Genomic DNA, 18737 nt, shown 5'->3' with positions numbered 1-18737 from the left:
ATTCACTCCGGCAGGATGCCGAGGTTCTTGACCAGCGTGGCCCATCGCTCGCGCTCGGACCGCATGAAGGACTCGGCCTCCGGCACGGACATGCCGGGCTCCACGATCGAGCCGAGCGCCTGCATGCGCTGCGCGACCTCGGGCGCCCGCAGCACCGTCTCCAGGTCACGGTTGACCCGGGCCACCAGTTCAGAGGGGGTTCCCGTGGGCGCAAAAAGGCCGTTCCAGCCGGTGTATTCGAACCCTGGGAAGCTCTCGGCCAGGGCCGGCACCTGGGGCAGGTCCGGCAGGCGCCGGGGCGTGCTCACCGCCAGCGGCCTGACCTGCCCGGCCTTCACATAGCTGCTCAATGCCGCATCGGGAAGGCACACCAGCTGCACCCTCCCTGCCAGCACGTCCTGCATGGCGTCGGACGATTTCGTGTACGGAATGTGGTTGAACTTCACGCCCGCCAGGTGGGCCACCGCGTCGGCCAGCATGCCCGAGAAGGTGCGCCCGCCCTCGGTGGCGATGGTCAGCACGCCGGGCTGTGCTCTGGCGTCGGCCAGCACCTCGGCCAGGCCCTTGCCCGGGAGGGCAGCACCGGCCGCCAGCACGAAGGGGCTGCGGCCGATCAGGCGCACAGGAACGAAGTCCTTGGCCGGGTCATAGGGCAGTGACCTGAAGGTCAGCGGGTTGGTCACCATCGCCGCGGTGGTGGCGTAGTAGAAGGTGTAGCCGTCCGGTGCCGAGCGCGCCGCCGCCTGCGCCCCGATGACGTTCTGCCCGCCGGGGCGGTTGTCCACCACCACCGGCCGCCCCCAGGCCCTTGCAAGCTGCTCGCCCACGTACCGGGCCAGGATGTCCGGGCCCGCCCCGGCGGCTTGCGAAAGGATCCAGCGCACCGGGCGCTGGGGCCAGGCGGATGCCTGCGCGCGCAGGACCGTGGTGGGGGTACTGGTGGCCAGGGCGGCAACCGCCCCTAGAACATCGCGCCGCAGCATGCTTGTCTCCTGGTCTTGTGGGTATGGGCTGATCCTAGGCAGAGTGGAAAAATTTGAACAGCCGATACAGTGGATACATAAAATCCATGCCATGGATATTCGTTCTATCGACCTGAACCTGCTCGTGGTCTTCGACACCATGGCCCGGACCCGCAGCGTGAGCCGCGCCGCCGAAGCCCTCGGACTGAGCCAGCCGGCCACCAGTGCCGCCCTGGCCCGGTTGCGGCAGATGTTCGACGACACCCTGTTCGTGCGCACCGGCGCCGGCATGGAGCCCACGCCGCGCGCCCAGGAGATCGCGCCCCTGGTGCGCCAGGTGGTGGAAACCATCAGCAGCGAGATCCTGCAGCGCGCCGGCTTCGACCCCTCCCGTGCGCAGCGGGGGTTCACCGTGCTCACGCCGGATATCGGGGAGGTCACCTTTCTGCCGGGGGTGCTCAGGCACCTGCGCCAGGAGGCGCCGCAGGTGCGCCTGTACGCCATGGCCAAACCCAAGGCGGCGGCGGCCCAGGCGCTGGAGTCGGGCGAGGCGGATCTGGCGATCGGCTTCTTCCCGGACCTGCAGAAGGCCGGCTTCTACCAGCAGCTGCTGTTCAAGACCTCGTATGCCTGCATCACCTGCACGCACAACGCCGCGATCGGCGACCGCCCCACGCTGCGCCAGTTCCTGGGCGCCAAGCATGTGGTGGTCCGGCCCGACGGGCGCGAGCACCAGATTGACAGCTTCCTGTCGGACAAGGGGCACCAGCGCCAGGTGATGCTGGAACTGTCGCATTTCATGAGCCTGCTGGCCCTGCTGCCCGGCTCGGACCTGGTGGCCACGGTGCCACAGGACATCGCCGATGCTGTGGCCCGGCATGTGCAGATCCGCCGCATCGCCCTGCCCTTTCGCCCTCCGCAGATCCAGGTGCAGCAGTACTGGCATCGCCGCCAGCACGAAGCCCCGGCCAATCGCTGGCTGCGCCAGGTGTTCTACCGCGTGAATCGCCGCGACATGCCCGCCGACGCGGCCCCGTGACGGCAGCCCGCCGCTGCCACATGCGGGCCGCGCGGCGGTGGTCAAATCGCAAGTGCATGAATCCGCGCTGGCTGTTATAACTGTGCATACAGCAAGAAACGGCCCCAAAAGGCCGGCGAGGGGGAAACAGCATGACCGATGCGAAAGGGGCCACAGGCCCGTTGTCACGCCTGGCTGCAGGCGTTTTGGCGGCTGCCTGCGCCTTTCTTCCAGCCCAGGCGCAGCCGCTGGACAAGCCTGCGGGGCCCGTGGTGCTGACCATCCAGGGGGGCGTCAGCAAGACCAACCAGGGGGAGAAGGCCCAGTTCGACATGAAGATGCTCGAAAACCTGCCCCAGAAGACCTTCACCACCCAGACCCCCTGGTACCCCCAGCCCGTCACCTTCACCGGGCCGCTGCTGCGCGACGTGCTCGCGGCCGCGGGCGCCAAGGGCAGCAAGATCACGGCGGTGGCGCTCAACGACTACAAGACCGAGATACCGTTCGACGACGCCACGCGCCACGAGGTGATCGTGGCCCGGCTCATGAACAACCGCGCCATGCCCATCCGCGAAAAAGGCCCCCTGTTCATCGTCTACCCCTTCGATACCAAGGCCGAACTGCGCACCGAGCTCTACTACAACCGCTCTGCCTGGCAGCTCAGCACATTGCAGATCAAGTAGCGCGGGGCTGCCCATGCTGCGCAGCAAGCACCTCCTGCCCCTGATCATCGCCAGCCTGGTGGTGGTCTACGTGTCCATCGCCACGGTCCAGTACCGCCAGTACCGCAGCGTCGAAGCCGTGATGCGCCGGGGCGACGTGAACGCCCTGTGGTCCTACCTGCAGCTCAATGTGGAGCACGAACGGCTGGACCACGCACTGCACCAGTACGAGTACGACCCCCAAAGCATCTCCACGGATGCGCTGCAGCTGCGCTACGACCTGTTCCTGAGCCGTTTCAGCGCACTGGAGAGCGGCACCGCGCGCACGCTCATGCAGCACGAGCCGCTGTACGCCAAGGCACTGGCGGAGCTGCAGGAGTTCGTGGAGGCCGGTGACAGCTATTTCGGCCAGAGCGTCGACGCGCGCACCAGCCAGGCCAACATGCGGCTGCTGCGTGAGCGCCTGGTGGAACTGCGCCCGACGGTGCAGGAGCTGTCGCTCAACGCCTCGCGCATTTCCGCGCTGCTCGGCGACCAGCGCAACGCCGAGGTGCAGCACCAGACCCTGCTGACCACCGGCCTCACGGCCTTCCAGGCAGTGCTCACCTTTTTGCTGGCCGTGGCCATGGCCCGGCAGTTCCTCAAGCGCGAAAAAGCCAAGTCGCTGGCCATGGCCGCACAGGCCGAGCTGGTGGAAGCCTTGAAGCGCAGCGAAGAGGTGCTCGAAGCCCGGGTGGTCCAGCGCACCGAGGAGCTGGAGCAGGCCAACGCTACCTTGCGCGAGCACGAGGACGAGCTCGAGGTGGCCCGCGCCCGCGCCGAAGATGCCTCGCAGATGAAGTCGGACTTCCTGGCCAACATGAGCCACGAGATCCGCACCCCCATGAACGCCGTGATCGGCATGAGCCACCTGGCGCTGACCACCGACCTGTCGCCACGCCAGCGCGACTATGTCGAGAAGATCCAGCGCTCGGGCCAGCACCTCTTGGGCCTGATCAACGACATCCTCGATTTCTCCAAGATCGAGGCCGGCAAGCTGGAGGTGGAGACCGTCGATTTCGACCTGCGCGGCGTGCTCGACAACGTGGCCAACCTGATCGGCGACAAATGCTCGGCCAAGGGCCTGGAGCTGATGTTCGATGTGGACCCGGCCCTGCCCGACGACCTGCGTGGCGACCCGCTGCGCCTGGGGCAGATCCTCGTGAACTATGGCAACAACGCCGTGAAGTTCACCGACACCGGAGAGATCGTGGTGCGCGTGACCACGCTGCAGCGCGATGCCGACGGCCTGCTGCTGCGCTTCGAGGTCCAGGACACAGGCATCGGCCTCACGCCCGAGCAGCAGTCGCGGCTGTTCCGCTCCTTCGAGCAGGCGGACACCTCCACCACGCGCAAGTACGGCGGCACCGGGCTGGGCTTGGCCATCTCCAAGAAGCTGGCGGGCCTGATGGGCGGTGAGGTCGGCGTGGACAGCACACCCGGGCTGGGCAGCCGCTTCTGGTTCACGGCCCGCGTGGGCCTGGGCACGCCCTCGGCGCGCCCTTTGCTGCCCGAGCCCGACCTGCGCGGGCGTCGGGTGCTGGTGGTGGACGACAGCGAGCAGGCACGCCAGATCCTGGCGGGCCTGCTGGCCAGCATGAGCTTTGCGGTGACCACGGCCGCCTCGGGCAGCGAGGCGATTGCCGCGGCACGCGATGCGGACGCGGCGGGCGCGCCCTGCGAGATTGCGTTCCTGGACTGGAAGATGCCGGACATGGACGGCGTGCAGACCGCGGCCCAGCTGGCCCTGCTGCCCCACCCCCCGGTGCCGGTGATCGTCACCGCGCATGGCCGGGAGGATGTGTTCCGTGCACTGGAGCAGGCCGGCATCCGCCTGATGCTGACCAAGCCGGTCAGCCCGTCCCAGCTGTTCGACACCGCCATCCGGGCGCTGGGCGGCGTGCAGGACACCGGCCTGGCAGACCGCGCCGCAGCGCGCCGAACCAGCGCGCCCGACCTGGCCCCCATCCATGGCGCCCGGGTGCTGCTGGTGGACGACAACGACCTGAACCAGCAGGTGGGCGCCGACCTGCTGGGCGATGCCGGGCTGGTGGTGGAGGTGGCCGAGAACGGCCAGGTGGCGCTCGACATGCTGCACCAGCGTGCGCCCTACGACATCGTGCTCATGGACATGCAGATGCCGGTGATGGATGGCCTCACCGCCACGCGCCGCCTGCGCGAGAACCCGGCCTGGGCCGGCCTGCCCGTGCTGGCCATGACGGCCAATGCCATGAGCAGCGACCGCGACAGCTGCCTGGCGGCCGGCATGAACGGCCATGTGGCCAAGCCCATCGACCCCGATGAGCTGTTTTCCCAACTGCTGCAGTGGGTGCCGGCGCGCTCCGAGGGCCAGGGAGCGCAGGCTGCTGCCGCACCTGCCCAGGCGGCGGGCACGCTCCCTGAGCCGCTCACGCGCATCGACGGGCTGGACACGGCCGCCGGCCTGCGCCGCGTGCTGGGCAAGCCGGCGGCCTACGAGAGCCTGCTGCGCAAGTTCGTGGCCGGCCAGGCGTCGGCGGTGCAAAACACGCAGGCCTTCCTGGCCGCGGGGCAGCGCGAGGATGCCCTGCGCAGCATGCACACCTTGAAGGGCACGGCGGGCACCATTGGCGCGGCACCTCTGGCCCAGTTGGCAGAAGCGGTGGAAAAGGCCCTGGCGGACGGGGCAGACACGGCCGCGCTGGCCGCCCTGCTCTCCCCCCTGGACACCGGCTGCCAGGCGCTGGTGGCGGCATTGCAAGGCGCGCTGCCCGCCGAAGAGGCCGCTGTGGCCCAGGTGCTGGTGGACGAAGCCGAGGCCCGGCAACTGCTGGCGCGCCTGGATGCCCTGCTGGCGGACGACGATTCGGACGCCGTGGAGCTGTTCAAGGAGTCCGCGCCCGCCCTCAAGGCCTTGCTGGGCCCCGTCTACGGCGAAATGAAACGGGCATTGGACAGCTACATCTTCACCGACGCACTGGCGCTGCTGCGTGCTGCGCCCCTGCCCGACCCCGCGATAGAAGGAGGACCCACGTCATGACGAGCAACCCCATGGAGCCCAGCGGCAAATGCACCGTGCTGGTGGTGGACGACACGCCCGACAATTTGTCGCTGATGAGCGACCTGCTGCGCTCGGACTACAAGGTCAAGCTGGCCAACAGCGGCGAGCGGGCCTTGCAGATCGTGGCGGGCGATGCCAAGCCCGATTTGATCCTGCTGGACATCATGATGCCCGAGATGGACGGCTACGAGGTGCTGCGCCGCCTGCAGTTCAACCCCGATACCGAAGACATCCCGGTGATCTTCCTCACCGCCATGAGCGCATCGGACGACGAAACGGTCGGCCTGGAACTGGGCGCGGTGGACTACATCACCAAGCCCATCAACCCGGCCATCACCCTGGCGCGGGTGCGCAATCACCTGCTGCTCAAGCGCGCCCGCGACATGCTGGCGCGGCAGAACCAGTACCTGGAAGAGGAAGTGGCCAAGCGCACGCGCGAGGTGGTGGAGCTGCAGGACGGCACCATCCGCGCCATGGCCTCGCTGGCCGAGACGCGCGACAACGAGACAGGCAACCACATCCGCCGCACCCAGCACTATGTGGAAGTGCTGGCCCGCAAGCTGCAGCACCACCCGCGCTTTGAGGACGAGCTGACCGAGGCGGCCATCGAGATGATCTTCAAGTCGGCGCCGCTACACGACATCGGCAAGGTGGGCATCCCGGACCGCATCCTGCTCAAGCCCGCCAAGCTCGCGCCCGAAGAGTTCGAGATCATGAAGACCCACACCACGCTGGGGCGCGACGCGATCATTTCCGCAGAGCGGGAGACCTCGCACACCAACCCGTTCTTCCGCTACGCCAAGGAAATCGCTTACAGCCACCAGGAAAAATGGGACGGCTCGGGCTACCCTGAAGGCCTGGTGGGCAACACCATTCCGCTGTCCGCGCGCCTGATGGCCGTGGCCGACGTGTACGACGCGCTGATCTCCGAGCGCGTCTACAAGGCCGCTTTCCCCCACGAGGTGGCGGTGGAAATCATCCGCGACGGCCGGGGCAGCCATTTCGACCCCGACATGGTGGACGCCTTCCTGGCACTGTCCGAGGAGTTCCGGGGCATCGCCCAGCGCTTTGCCGATGGCGAGCATGCGCTGAACGCCCAGGTGGACCGGATCGCCACAGACCTGCCCGCCGAGCACATCGAACTGACCGCGCAAGACACCAAGTCCTGAGACATGCACCCCTCCAAGACCACCGTGCTGCTGGCCGAAGGCGCCAGCGCCATGCGCCAGGCCCTGGCCAGCCAGCTGCAGACCTTCGGCTTCGGCCAGGTGCTGCAGGCCCGCGACGGCGCGCGCGCCCTGCAGCTGCTGCGCGCAGAACCCGTGCACGTGGTGATCTGCGACCTGGACATGCCGGGCATGGACGGCCTCTCGCTGCTCGAGGCCATGCGCGCCGAGCCCAAGCTGGCCGGCCTGCCTTTCATCCTGATGTCGGGCGGGCTGGACCGCGACTCGGCCGCCCGGGCCATCCGCCTGGGCATCGGCGACCTGCTGGTCAAGCCCTTCACGGTGCGCCGCCTCATCGAACGCATGCAGCGCGTGCTGCAGCGCGACACGCAAGCCATCTCCTCGGCCCTGGTACCGCCACCACTGGAGCCCGTGCCCGACCCCTTGGCCACCGAACCCGAACGCGCCACCATCCTGGTGGTGGACGACACGCCCGACAACCTGCAGCTGCTGGCCGGCCTGTTCCGCGACCGCTTCAAGGTCAAGATCGCGCACAACGGCGAGAAGGCTCTGGCCATCAGCCAGTCCGACACACCGCCGGACCTGATATTGCTCGACGTGATGATGCCCGGGATGGACGGCTTCGAGGTGGCGCGCCGCCTGCGCGAGCACCATGCCTCGGAATGCACGCCCATCATCTTCGTCACCGCGATGACCGACGACGCCTCACGCCACCAGGGCCTGAGCCTGGGCGCCATCGACTATGTCTTCAAGCCCATCGAACCCGAGCTGCTGCGCCTGCGGGTCAGCAACCTTATGTACTACGTGGAGCACCGCAAGCAGTTGCAGAAGGATTTTGACCAGATGCACGAGAACAGCCGGTTGCAGGCGGAGGTGGAGCGGCTGCAGGTGGAGTTAAAAGCGCTGCAAGGCGGGTGATTTTGCCATTCGAAGATGGACATCTTCAACCGCTAAAAAAGTACAATCTGAATATTCGTTCGCCTCTTCAAATTTCAAATCTTTATTACTGATATCTGAAGCGCGATTATTTAGTTTTTTCTCCAGCCACAATGGTAGTGCGACCGTTTTTTGATAGTCCCTGATGGATATCAATTGCGCAGGTATTGAAATATAATCATTCAGTGAGAGTGGGTCTGAGATTGGTGTTGTTGCAAGCGCGGAAACACTGGATGCGCTTGCGGCTGAAACAAGAAGATTTCTTCTGTGTATTGAGGAGTCTTCATAATTGGTTGAAATCTATATAGTGTTATTAATTTATTGAGGTAGAACTTGCTGCGCCGACACCAAGGCTTGCACCTTCGTGTCCGTCAGCACCTTGCCATCGGCTCAGATCTGCTCCACATGCTGGGCCGCGCCAAGGTATCAGTCCGTGATGATGGCCTTGCCGCTGGTGCCGATGGGAAATAATCCTTCCATCTGAACTGCTCTCCTTGCTTTTTGGGCGCGATCATTCCAATATTCAGCCATCGTCTTGGATGGCGCAACACCTAACCCCTTGCTATATAGCTCTGCAAGCGATGATTTCGCCCCAATAGAGCAAGTTCTGGGCGCTGCAATTGAGCACCAGTAAAAAGCCTGCGTATCGTCTTTTTTTTCTACGCCCGGAAATTCAGCTAATCCCTTGTCGTGAGCCCTGCACAACCACTCCGCGGCAGCAGGATTGCCACCGCGTGCAGCAATTTCTGCCCATTTTGGCATGTCGGAGAGCTTTAATATGGGGTGGTTTGGATTCGTGCGATAATCCCATCGCGCTCGCCCCATTTCCATTAACCAAGTCGCAGCCTGAGGGTCCCCAGACTCTCCCGCATCGATCACAGGCTGCAGTAACTCCTTGAGAAGAGGCAGACTGATTGGTTTTCGGGGGCCATTGGGTTCATCGGGGTTGACGGGCTCTGTCTTCCATCGCTCATCCCAAATGTAGGCGTAGTAGGCGGCTGCGCCCTTGGAGCCATTGGCGATGGCCTTTTTAAGCCATGCAAGGCGCTCCTCTTTGTCCTCTGTGGCTATGCCCATAAAGTATTGGGCATCAACATCGCCCATTTTTGCTCTGGCTTCTTGTTGGCCGATTTGCTCCGGAGGCATCGGTCGCACGAAGCTGCTGCGCTCCCATTCAATTTGGCAAGGCGTAGGGATATACATAAAACCGCTTGAGCTATAAGCGCTGACGTGCAAAAAAAACAATGCAAGCATAGCTGGCTTGGTCAGCTTCGGAAGTCGAGTGTGTTTCTTCATGAGTTTATGAAATTTGAATGAATGCGGATTTTTAAAATTCGCAATGATTTTTTGATATTTTTGATGGTGAGTGTCGACTGCTCACCGTTCTCTCAAAATCTTACGCCCCGCCCTCTGAATAGGACTGAGCAAGAACTCGACAACCGATGGCTGGTTGGTTTTTATTGCTACGGTAATATTTATCCCCCGGCGCCAGCTTAACCCGCTTTCCATCGACATCAATATGGGTCTGGTTGAACTTCAGCATGGCCGGGAAGATCGCCCCGCGCCTCTCGTAATTGACCGCGTCCTGCGTGACCGTATCCACCGTGGCGTTCACCATGCCGTAGCGCGGGAAGATAAAGGTCTCCAGCTTGATGGCCATGGTCCTGGCCCGGGCTCACGAAGCAGATGTCCTTGTTTTCCAGCGTAATCTCGGCGCTCACGCGGGCGCTGCCCGGCACGATGACCATCAAAGCCTGGGCTTCAGTGACCACGCCGCCCTCGGTGTGCATGGCCTGTAGCTGGACGGTGCCGGACCCGGGGAGGTGCTCGGTGGTGGTGTGCGAGCCCCTGCCTTGGGAGGCGGTTGCAGCAACTGCTGCTTCGCAGGCGCGCAGGCCAGCACGGATGGCGCGGGCACCGGCCGCTTGGTGTCGGCGGGCCATAGCGCAGCGCTTGGTCACCACGGGGGCTGAACCTTGTGCGGCGGCTCTCCCTTGCGGCTGCGCTACGCCCTCACGCATTTCTTGCATCCTCGCCTCCGCAATGAATTGCTATTTGGTGGAGAGGGATGTTATCTGTCTAAGTAGTCTCACCGCGTGTCAGGACCCACCCAGATGGGTGAGCTTTGCCACTCGTTCAGCAGGCCTTCAGGTCAGCGCTGTCGCATGCGTCTTCAAAGACGCGCTGCCTTGCCTTGTCGCCACCAACCCCAGCTTGCCCAGCAGCTGCACATCGGCCTCCACATCCGGGTTGCCCGTCACCAAGAGCTTGTCGCCGTAGAAGATTGAATTGGCCCCGGCCAGGAAGCACAGCGCCTGCACCGCCTCGCCCAACTGCTGGCGCCCCGCCGACAGGCGCACGCGGGCGCGCGGCATGGTGATGCGGGCCACGGCGATCATGCGCACGAAATCGAGCGGGTCGATGGGCTCGCTGTCGGCCAGCGGGGTGCCGGGCACGCGCACCAGGCTGTTGATGGGCACGGACTCGGGGTACGGGTCGAGGTTGGCCAACTGGGCAATCAGGCCGGCGCGGTGCACGGGCGCCTCGCCCATGCCCACGATGCCGCCGCAGCAGACGCTGATGCCGGCGCTGCGCACGTGCTGCAAGGTATCGAGCCGGTCCTGGTAGGCACGCGTGCTGACCACGTCGGTGTAGTACTCGGGGGCGGTGTCGAGGTTGTGGTTGTAGTAGTCCAGGCCCGCGTCCTTGAGCGCCATCGCCTGGTGCGATTCGAGCATGCCCAGGGTGGCACAGGTCTGCAGGCCCAGGCCCTTGACGGCGCCGATCAGCTCGCTGACCTTCTCGATGTCGCGGTCCTTGGGGGCGCGCCATGCCGCCCCCATGCAAAAGCGGGTGGCGCCCGCGTCCTTGGCGGCCTGGGCGGCACGCAGCACTTCGTCCACGGCCATGAGCTTCTCGGCCTTCACGCCCGTGTCGAACTCGGCCGCCTGCGGGCAGTAGCCGCAGTTCTCGGGGCAGCCGCCGGTCTTCACCGAGAGCAGCGTGGCCAGTTCGATGTCGCCCTTGGGCCAGTGCTCGCGGTGCACGGTCTGGGCCTCGAACAGCAGGTCCATCAGGGGTTTGTCGAGCAGGGCCTGGATGGCCTGCACCGACCAGGCCCCCCGCACAGGGCGTGAAGCGACGGGGCGGTGCAGCTGGATGGCCTGGGGGGCCGCGGTCGTGGTGGATGGCATGGGTTCTTCTCTCCTTGCAATGCTGCCTGGTGCCCCCCAAAGGTGGCGGCACCCACAGGCAACAGGTGACAAAAGACGCCACAGGCATGAACCCATCCCATGTGGCGCGCTGCGCTATGGCGATGATTCTGAAGGAGAAAAAGGCACAAGATCAAGCCATCGGGTCACAAAAAGTGCCACAAAAACCCCATGCACCAACTGCACGCAAGATGGCGTGCAAAAACCGCGAAAAAGGCAGAAGTTATTGGCTTTTGACGGAATTTGTCGGCATAGAAAAATCCGTCGCAGCAAGTGGCCACTTATGGAGGACATCTGCAGTCAATCCGGGGGCAGGCCTTCGTGCGGCTCAACGACGTTGGCGCAAGATGCCATCCCGATGTGTAAGAACCTGTTCACGATCTCCCAGGGGTCGCGCAGCGGCTTTGGCGGGAGGTATGCAAGGCGCGGTGCGCAGCCAATAGCTCGGCTATTGGCAAGCGCCGCAACGCCGCAGACCGCCCGCCAAGGCCACTGCCCGAAGGGTTGGAGCGAAATCGGGCGATTGGACGCCCCGGCTGCTTGCATGGGCACGAGCCCATGCGGCGCATCCGATGCATCCACTCATCCCGATTGCGCCCCAACGCGATCCCCTGCGAGATCGTGAACAGGTTCTAAGGCCTGGCCCGGATTGGATAGCATGGGGGCATGAAACAGCTCACTGCAATGTCCCTGGGCCTTGCCCTTGGCGCCGCCCTGGCAGGCCCCGCCCATGCGGGCATCTATTCGGACGATCTGGCCAAGTGCCTCGTGGCGTCCACCAGCGATGCCGACCGCTCACTGTTGGTGCGCTGGATCTTTTCCACGTCCGCCCTGCACCCGGATGTGGCGAGCATTTCGGCGGTCACGCCGGCGCAGCGAGAGGGCACGAACAAGTCGACCGGGCAGTTGATTGAGCGCCTGCTGACCGACACCTGCCGCAAACCGACCCGTGAAGCCCTGAAGTACGAAGGCCCCGCCGCGATCCAGACCAGCTTTCAGGTGCTGGGCCAGGTGGCGATGCGCTCGCTGATGGAGAACCCGGCGGTCGCCCAGGGCTTCCAGGGCATGGGCCGGTACATCGACGAAAACAAGATCCGCGAACTGGCCAAGTAAGACCGCGGCCGGCGCAACGGAACGCAGGACAAGTTCAGGCGCCGGGCGCTGGGCCGGTACGCTCGGCCCATGCCAGGGCCAGCGCGCCAGCGGCCAGGCAGAGCAAGGCGACCAGGTCGGCCACCACCACCCGCTGCAGGTGGGCGTTGAACCCGCCCGTGGACCAGGCCAGCCAAAGGAAAGAGACCACGCTGAAGCCCCCCAGGACCAGTGCCAGCCACTGCAGGGCGGGCTTGAACGCGGCCAGCACGCACACGCCACCCACGATGCCGAACAGCACGGCGCGGTGGCGCATGAGGATCAGCGCACTGGGGTCGGACGGTGCGGCCCCATACAAACGGGCCAGGTGCTCTGGCCCGAGCACGCCCGACAAGGGGATCAGGTGGATGACGCCCACGGCCAGCAAGGCCAGGGTGGTGAGGATCGGCATGGGGCACAACTCCAGGAAGGAATGGAATGCCCCGGTTGTATCCCCCATGGACTTACGGATCCATGACCCGCCAGGTCATGGACGGCGTTCTGCGAGCTCAGCGCCCGAGCAGTTCCTCCAGCGCCTGGCGGATGGCGCCCGGCTTGTCCGCCGTGCCCTCGAAGGCGGAGCAACTCGGGGCGTGCTCCCGCTCGGGGCCGCGCGCCCCCACCTGCGAGAACAGGCGCTCGCAGTCGCAGCGCAGCCGGGCCAGGGTCTGCCGGGTGCGGCGGTTCTTGACCTCGGCCACCCAGCAGCTGTCGGCGCAGCCGCAGGAGCGGTATTCCAGCACTTCACTGGAGCGACCCCAGTCCAGCGGGTAGGCGCCACCTGCGGCCCAGAGCGCGGGGCTGGCCAGCGCCAGCAGCAAGGCGGCTGCAGCCCGGGTTCGTCCCGCGAAGACCATTGCTTGCTGTGGGCTCAGCCCAGCGCCGCGATCACGTCGGCTGGCGCCTGCACCAGCTCGATGAGCACGCCCTCGCCCGCAATCGGGAACTCGTCGTTGCTCTTGGGGTGCAGAAAGGTGATGTCGTAGCCGGCAGCCCCCTTGCGGATGCCGCCCGGCGCAAAGCGCACGCCCTTGGCGGTGAGCCATTCGACGGCACGGGGCAGGTCGTCGATCCACAGGCCGATGTGGTTGAGCGGCGTGGTGTGCACGGCGGGCTTCTTGTCGATGTCGAGCGGCTGCATGATGTCGACCTCGACCTTCCAGGCGCCCTGCCCCATGGCCAGGATGTCCTCGTCGACGTTCTCGCGCTCGCTCTGGAAAGTACCGGTCTGCATGAGGCCGAGCATGTCCACCCACAGGGTCTTCATGCGCGCCTTGTCGGTACCGCCGATGGCGACCTGCTGGATGCCCAGGACTTTGAAGGGACGGGAGGCTGCGGTATTCATGGCTGATCTTTCAAAAAATAGTGGTGTCAGACTTCACCGAGCACCCAACTGCTGGCGGTGGCGAAGTATTCGCGCAGCCAGGCGTTGTAGCGCAGGTAGAGCGGCGTGGGGGCGGCCGCCACCACGGATTGCGTGTAGCCGATCTTGCGCGCGATGCGCTGGGCGCGCACGGTGTGGAAATCGCTGGTGACCACGGCCACGGGGCTGGCCAGGCCCAGGCCCCTGGCCTGCAGCAGCGGCAGGCTGTAGCGCAGGTTCAACTCGGTGCTGGTGCTGCGCTCCTCCTGCAGGATGCGCCCGGCCGCCATGCCCTGCGCGCGCAGGTAGTCGCCCATGATGCGGCCCTCGCTTGCGGTTTCGCCGAAATCCACGCCGCCCGAGACCACCACCCAGGCGGCGGGATGGGCGGCGGCCAGCTCGCGCGCCTTGTCCAGCCGGGCCCGCAGTGCCGGCGAGGGCTGGCCGTTGGGCGTGCCGCTGCCCAGCACGATGATGGCCTTGAGCGGCACATCGGCTACTGCAGCATTGAATACATGTACCTGCCCGGCCAGTGCACTCCAGAACAGGCCCACGCTGGCCACCCAGGCCAGCAGCAGCAGCCAGCCTGCGCGCCACAGCCGCCGGCCCCAGGGTGAGCGCTTGCGCCAGGCTTGCAAGGCCTGCCAGCGCCAGGCCAGCAGGCACAAGCCCAGGCCGAGGGCACCCGGCACGGTCACGCCCATCGAGAACAGGCCCATGGACATCAGCACCAGGCCATCGGCCAGCAGCACCGCACCTGCCAGCAGGCAGGCCAGGCGCGCCAGCGGCCACCGTTTTCGTGGCGCGGTCGACCACCCGTCCACCGTCACGAACACAGCTGCGTACGCCCCGCGATCATTGGAATTCCAGGATCACCTGGTCCACGGCCAGCGATTCGCCCTTGCCGGCGACGATCTTGCCCACCACGCCATCCTGCGCGGCAAAAAGGATGTTCTCCATCTTCATGGCCTCGATCACGGCCAGCTTCTCGCCGGCCTGCACCTTCTGGCCGGGTTGCACGGCCACGTCCACCAGCAGGCCGGGCATGGGCGAGAGCAAAAAGCGGCTCAGGTCCGGCGGTGCCTTGAAGGGCATGAGCTGGTGCAGGCGTGCGCCCAGCGGCGAGAGCACGATGGCGTCGATCTGCGTGCCGTTGTGGGCGATGCGCAGCGCCAGCGGGTTCTTGCCCGGGCCGCGCTCGACCTGGGCGGTGAAGCCCAGGCCATTGCACTGGCCCTGCACGCGCACCTGGCCCAGTGTGGCCGAGCTGCTGATGCGGTAGGTGCGGTCCTCCACCGTCACTGCGCTGGAGCCGGACTTGTCCTCGAAGTCCGTGACCGACACGGCGTGGTGGATGTTCTTGCCTTCGGCGCCCAGCGTGACCACCACGAACTGCTCGCCCACCTTGACCTCGTGGCCTGCCAGCTGGCCGCTGATGCCCGAGGCGCGCGCGCGGTAGCGGCGGTTCATGTAGGCGGCCAGCGCCACCAGGAACAGCGGGTCTTCGTGCGGCACGTCCTCGGCGGCAAAGCCCTGGCTGTAGTTCTCGGCGATGAAGCCGGTGTTGAAGTCACCCGAGACGAACTTCGGGTGCGCCAGCAGCGCCGCCTGGAACGGAATGTTGCTGCTGATGCCGCGGATCACGAAGCCGTTGAGTGCCGCGCGCATCTTGTGGATGGCGTCTTCGCGGTCGGTGCCGTGCACGATGAGCTTGGCGATCATCGAGTCATAGAACATGGGGATCTCGCCGCCCTCGTACACGCCAGTGTCCACGCGCACGCCGAGCTTCTTGGCCGTGTCGGACTGGAACATGCTCTCTTCCGGCGGCTGGAAGCGCACCAGGCGCCCGGTGCTCGGCAGGAAGTTGCGGAACGGATCTTCGGCGTTGATGCGGCACTCGATGGCCCAGCCGTCGCGCTTCACATCGGCCTGGGTCAGCGGCAGGGCCTCGCCGGCGGCCACGCGGATCATCAGCTCCACCAGGTCCAGGCCGGTGATGCACTCGGTCACCGGGTGCTCCACCTGCAGGCGGGTGTTCATCTCCAGGAAGTAGAAGTCCTGGTCCTTGCCGACCACGAACTCCACCGTGCCGGCGCTCTGGTACTTCACGGCCTTGGCCAGTTGCACGGCCTGCTCACCCATGGCCTTGCGCGTGGCGTCGCTGATGAAGGGGGACGGCGCCTCTTCGATCACCTTCTGGTGGCGGCGCTGGATGGAGCATTCGCGCTCGTTCAGGTAGATCACGTTGCCGTGGCTGTCGCCCAGCACCTGGATCTCGATGTGGCGCGGCTGCTGCACGAACTTCTCGATGAAGATGCGGTCGTCGCCGAAGCTGTTGCGCGCCTCGTTCTGGCAGCTCGTGAAGCCCTCGAAGGCCTCCTTGTCGTTGAAGGCCACGCGCAGGCCCTTGCCGCCGCCGCCGGCCGAGGCCTTGATCATCACCGGGTAGCCGATGCCCTTGGCGATCTCCACCGCCTGCTCGGGGCCGCTGATGGCGTCGTTGTAGCCGGGGATGGTGTTGACCTGGGCTTCGTTGGCGAGCTTCTTGGAGGCGATCTTGTCGCCCATGGCCGCGATTGAATGCGCCTTGGGGCCGATGAAGGCGATGCCCGCGTCCTCGCAGCGCTGGGCAAAAGCCTCGTTCTCCGACAGGAAGCCGTAGCCCGGGTGGATGGCCTGGGCGCCGGTCTGCTTGGCGGCGGCAATGATGTTGTCGGCCAGCAGGTAGCTTTCGCGGCTCGGTGCCGCGCCGATGCGCACGGCCTCGTCGGCCAGCTTCACATGGCGGGCCTCCTTGTCGGCCTCGGAGTACACGGCCACGGTGGCGATGCCCATCTTTTGGGCGGTGGCGATGACTCGGCAGGCGATCTCACCGCGGTTGGCGATCAGGATTTTGGTGAACATGGTCTGTCTCTTCTAGGGTTTGACCGCATCAGCGGTTGATGATCAGGGAGTAGACCGGCGGCGTCTGCGACCGGTCCACAAAGACATAGGCGGTGCCGTCCGAGCAGAAGTTCGCCACCTCGGTGGTGCCGCCCTCCTCCAGCGCCACCCAGTTGTCGATCTGCAGTACCAGGCGGCCCGGCGGCACCTGCTGGGCGCCATTGGCCGTCCAGTAGGGCACACCGCCGGCCTTGGTGCGCCACTCGCTGGCCCAGTCGTGTGGGTGGGCGATTTCGTCGGGCAGGTCGCTGTGCTTGCCGTAGTCGTAGAAGGCCTCTTCGAGTTCGGCTGGGGCGCCGTCGTCGGCGGCATGCCAGTGCGTGACGGCCAGCTCGGGCAGCAGTTCGGGCGTGCCGTCCGCCACCACGGGGGCTGGCGTCGGCGCGTCGGCCAGCGCCTGGCGCAGCACGGTGAAAACCGCGTTGGCGCCGCCATCGACTTCCCAGAAGCTGCAGACGCTGTCCCATTCGCACTTGAAGGCGAACAGCACTTCGCCATCCGCCACGCCGGGCAACACCGCCGGGTCGGCCGGCAGCTGGGCCAGGTGGCTCATGGGGCGACCGCACTCCTCGCAGACCGGCCAGCGCTCGGCGGGCAGGCCCCAGGGAAGGCCGCCGAGCTTGGGCACCAGGCCCTGCGCGGCACCCTTGCGAAAACGGGGGTAGTGGCTCAGCACCGTGGCCTCACAGGGGGATGTTGCCGTGCTTGCGCCAGGGGTTCTCGAGCTTCTTGTCGCGCAGCATGACGAGGCTGCGGCAGATGCGCTTGCGCGTCTCGTGCGGCAGGATCACGTCGTCGATGAAGCCGCGCGCGCTGGCCACGAAGGGGTTGGCAAAGCGCTCCTTGTACTCGGCCTCGCGGGCGGCGAGCTTGACGGGGTCGTTCTTGTCCTCGCGGAAGATGATCTCCACCGCGCCCTTGGCGCCCATCACGGCGATCTCGGCGTTGGGCCAGGCCAGGTTGACGTCGCCGCGCAGGTGCTTGGAGCTCATCACGTCGTAGGCGCCGCCGTAGGCCTTGCGCGTGATGACGGTGATTTTGGGCACCGTGCACTCGGCGTACGCGTAGAGCAGCTTGGCACCGTGCTTGATGATGCCGCCGTACTCCTGGCTGGTGCCGGGCATGAAGCCGGGCACGTCGACGAAGGTGACCACGGGGATGTTGAAGGCATCGCAAAAGCGCACGAAGCGCGCAGCCTTGATGGAGCTCTTGATATCCAGGCAGCCTGCCAGCACCAGCGGCTGGTTGGCGACGATGCCCACGGTCTGCCCCTCCATGCGCGCCAGGCCGATCACGATGTTCTTGGCGTAGTCGGGCTGCAGCTCGAAGAAGTCGCCGTCGTCCACCACCTTGGTGATCAGCTCCTTCATGTCGTAGGGCTTGTTGGGGTTCTCGGGCACCAGGGTATCGAGGCTCCGGTCCATGCGGTCGGCCGGGTCGTTGCTCGGGCGCACGGGCGCCTTTTCGCGGTTGTTCAGCGGCAGGTAGTTGTACAGGCGGCGCAGCATCATCAGCGCCTCCACGTCGTTCTCGAAGGCCATGTCGGCCACGCCGCTGCGCGTGGTGTGGGTACCGGCGCCGCCCAGTTCCTCGGCGGTGACTTCTTCGTGCGTCACGGTCTTGACCACCTCGGGGCCGGTCACGAACATGTAGCTCGAGTCCTTGACCATGAAGATGAAGTCGGTCATGGCCGGCGAGTACACCGCGCCGCCGGCGCAGGGGCCCATGATCATGCTGATCTGTGGGATCACGCCGCTGGCCAGCACGTTCTTCTGGAACACGTCGGCATAGCCGCCCAGCGAGGCCACGCCCTCCTGGATGCGCGCGCCGCCCGAGTCGTTGATGCCGATCACCGGGGCGCCGACCTTCATGGCCTGGTCCATCACCTTGCAGATCTTCTCGGCATGCGTCTCGCTCAGGGCGCCGCCGAAGACGGTGAAGTCCTGGCTGAAGACGAAGACCAGGCGGCCGTTGATCATGCCGTAGCCGGTGACCACGCCGTCGCCCGGGATCTTGTTGGCTTCCATGCCGAAGTCGGTGCAGCGGTGCTCGACGAACATGTCCCACTCTTCGAAGGTGTTGTCGTCGAGCAGCAGCTCGATGCGCTCGCGCGCCGTGAGCTTGCCCTTGGCGTGCTGCGCATCGATGCGCTTTTGCCCGCCGCCCAGGCGCGCCAGGGCGCGCTTCTTCTCCAGTTGCTCCAGGATGTCTTGCATGGTCGCTGCTCTTTCGGTGAAATGGCTG

The 18737-nt window shown here is 65.8% G+C and carries 17 protein-coding genes; 6 read left to right on the top strand and 11 right to left on the bottom strand.

Going from position 1 to position 18737, the window contains the following annotated elements; translation table 11 throughout:
- Positions 1-2: 2 nt before the first annotated feature.
- Positions 3-983, bottom strand: a complete 981-nt coding sequence (locus tag AC07PA_RS19910; RefSeq protein ID WP_494607098.1) for a Bug family tripartite tricarboxylate transporter substrate binding protein — start codon at positions 981-983, stop codon at positions 3-5.
- 91 nt (positions 984-1074) lie between these two features.
- Here AC07PA_RS19910 and AC07PA_RS19905 point away from each other — a divergent pair, with 91 nt between their 5' ends.
- From AC07PA_RS19905 to AC07PA_RS19885, 5 genes are all read left to right on the top strand, one after another.
- Positions 1075-2001: a LysR family transcriptional regulator gene (locus AC07PA_RS19905; RefSeq protein WP_007850853.1), complete on the top strand. Its 927-nt coding sequence runs from the start codon at positions 1075-1077 to the stop codon at positions 1999-2001.
- Positions 2002-2132: 131 nt separating this feature from the next.
- A complete protein-coding gene (locus AC07PA_RS19900; RefSeq protein WP_145696714.1) occupies positions 2133-2663 on the top strand; it encodes a molybdopterin-dependent oxidoreductase in 531 nt (176 codons plus the stop codon).
- Positions 2664-2676: 13 nt separating this feature from the next.
- Entirely contained in the window at positions 2677-5700 is a 3024-nt protein-coding gene (locus AC07PA_RS19895) for a response regulator (RefSeq protein ID WP_494607101.1), read from the top strand.
- Positions 5697-6890, top strand: a complete 1194-nt coding sequence (locus tag AC07PA_RS19890; protein ID WP_494607103.1) for a response regulator — start codon at positions 5697-5699, stop codon at positions 6888-6890. The genes AC07PA_RS19895 and AC07PA_RS19890 overlap by 4 nt, the downstream gene beginning before the upstream one ends.
- A 3-nt stretch (positions 6891-6893) precedes the next feature.
- A complete protein-coding gene (locus AC07PA_RS19885) occupies positions 6894-7826 on the top strand; it encodes a response regulator (RefSeq protein ID WP_494607105.1) in 933 nt (310 codons plus the stop codon).
- 444 nt (positions 7827-8270) lie between these two features.
- Here AC07PA_RS19885 and AC07PA_RS19880 read toward each other — a convergent pair whose 3' ends face one another.
- The 3 genes from AC07PA_RS19880 to bioB all read right to left on the bottom strand — a co-directional run bounded on the left by AC07PA_RS19880 (position 8271) and on the right by bioB (position 11038).
- On the bottom strand, positions 8271-9140 hold the full coding sequence (locus AC07PA_RS19880) for a tetratricopeptide repeat protein (RefSeq protein ID WP_494607107.1): 870 nt from the start codon (positions 9138-9140) through the stop codon (positions 8271-8273).
- A gap of 100 nt (positions 9141-9240) precedes the next feature.
- Positions 9241-9504, bottom strand: a complete 264-nt coding sequence (locus AC07PA_RS19875; protein WP_494607109.1) for a hypothetical protein — start codon at positions 9502-9504, stop codon at positions 9241-9243.
- A gap of 487 nt (positions 9505-9991) precedes the next feature.
- On the bottom strand, positions 9992-11038 hold the full coding sequence (gene bioB, locus AC07PA_RS19870) for a biotin synthase BioB (protein ID WP_494607111.1): 1047 nt from the start codon (positions 11036-11038) through the stop codon (positions 9992-9994).
- A gap of 684 nt (positions 11039-11722) precedes the next feature.
- On the opposite strand from bioB, the gene AC07PA_RS19865 reads away from it, so the two are divergent.
- Positions 11723-12169, top strand: a complete 447-nt coding sequence (locus tag AC07PA_RS19865; RefSeq protein WP_007855233.1) for a hypothetical protein — start codon at positions 11723-11725, stop codon at positions 12167-12169.
- Between the two features lie 34 nt (positions 12170-12203).
- Here AC07PA_RS19865 and AC07PA_RS19860 read toward each other — a convergent pair whose 3' ends face one another.
- From AC07PA_RS19860 to AC07PA_RS19830, 7 genes are all read right to left on the bottom strand, one after another.
- Positions 12204-12599 (bottom strand): phosphopantetheine adenylyltransferase, encoded by a 396-nt coding sequence (locus tag AC07PA_RS19860; protein WP_494607113.1) that lies wholly within the window; start codon positions 12597-12599, stop codon positions 12204-12206.
- A gap of 97 nt (positions 12600-12696) precedes the next feature.
- Entirely contained in the window at positions 12697-13044 is a 348-nt protein-coding gene (locus tag AC07PA_RS19855) for a hypothetical protein (protein WP_494607115.1), read from the bottom strand.
- Between the two features lie 14 nt (positions 13045-13058).
- On the bottom strand, positions 13059-13532 hold the full coding sequence (locus AC07PA_RS19850; protein ID WP_494607117.1) for a VOC family protein: 474 nt from the start codon (positions 13530-13532) through the stop codon (positions 13059-13061).
- 26 nt (positions 13533-13558) lie between these two features.
- Positions 13559-14380 carry a YdcF family protein gene (locus AC07PA_RS19845; RefSeq protein ID WP_494607119.1) on the bottom strand — a complete coding sequence of 274 codons (822 nt, stop codon included), beginning with the start codon at positions 14378-14380 and terminating at the stop codon, positions 13559-13561.
- Between the two features lie 25 nt (positions 14381-14405).
- Complete coding sequence (locus tag AC07PA_RS19840) at positions 14406-16454, bottom strand: acetyl-CoA carboxylase biotin carboxylase subunit (RefSeq protein WP_494607120.1); 2049 nt, start codon at positions 16452-16454, stop codon at positions 14406-14408.
- Between the two features lie 28 nt (positions 16455-16482).
- On the bottom strand, positions 16483-17169 hold the full coding sequence (locus AC07PA_RS19835; RefSeq protein ID WP_145696726.1) for a DUF1963 domain-containing protein: 687 nt from the start codon (positions 17167-17169) through the stop codon (positions 16483-16485).
- Between the two features lie 7 nt (positions 17170-17176).
- Positions 17177-18709, bottom strand: a complete 1533-nt coding sequence (locus tag AC07PA_RS19830; RefSeq protein WP_007855226.1) for an acyl-CoA carboxylase subunit beta — start codon at positions 18707-18709, stop codon at positions 17177-17179.
- Positions 18710-18737: the final 28 nt, after the last annotated feature.

This window comes from Acidovorax sp. GW821-FHT09B03 (assembly GCF_059418305.1).
The sequence above is the reverse complement of the archived record's forward strand: the minus strand, read 5'-3'. Positions and strand labels throughout refer to the sequence as shown.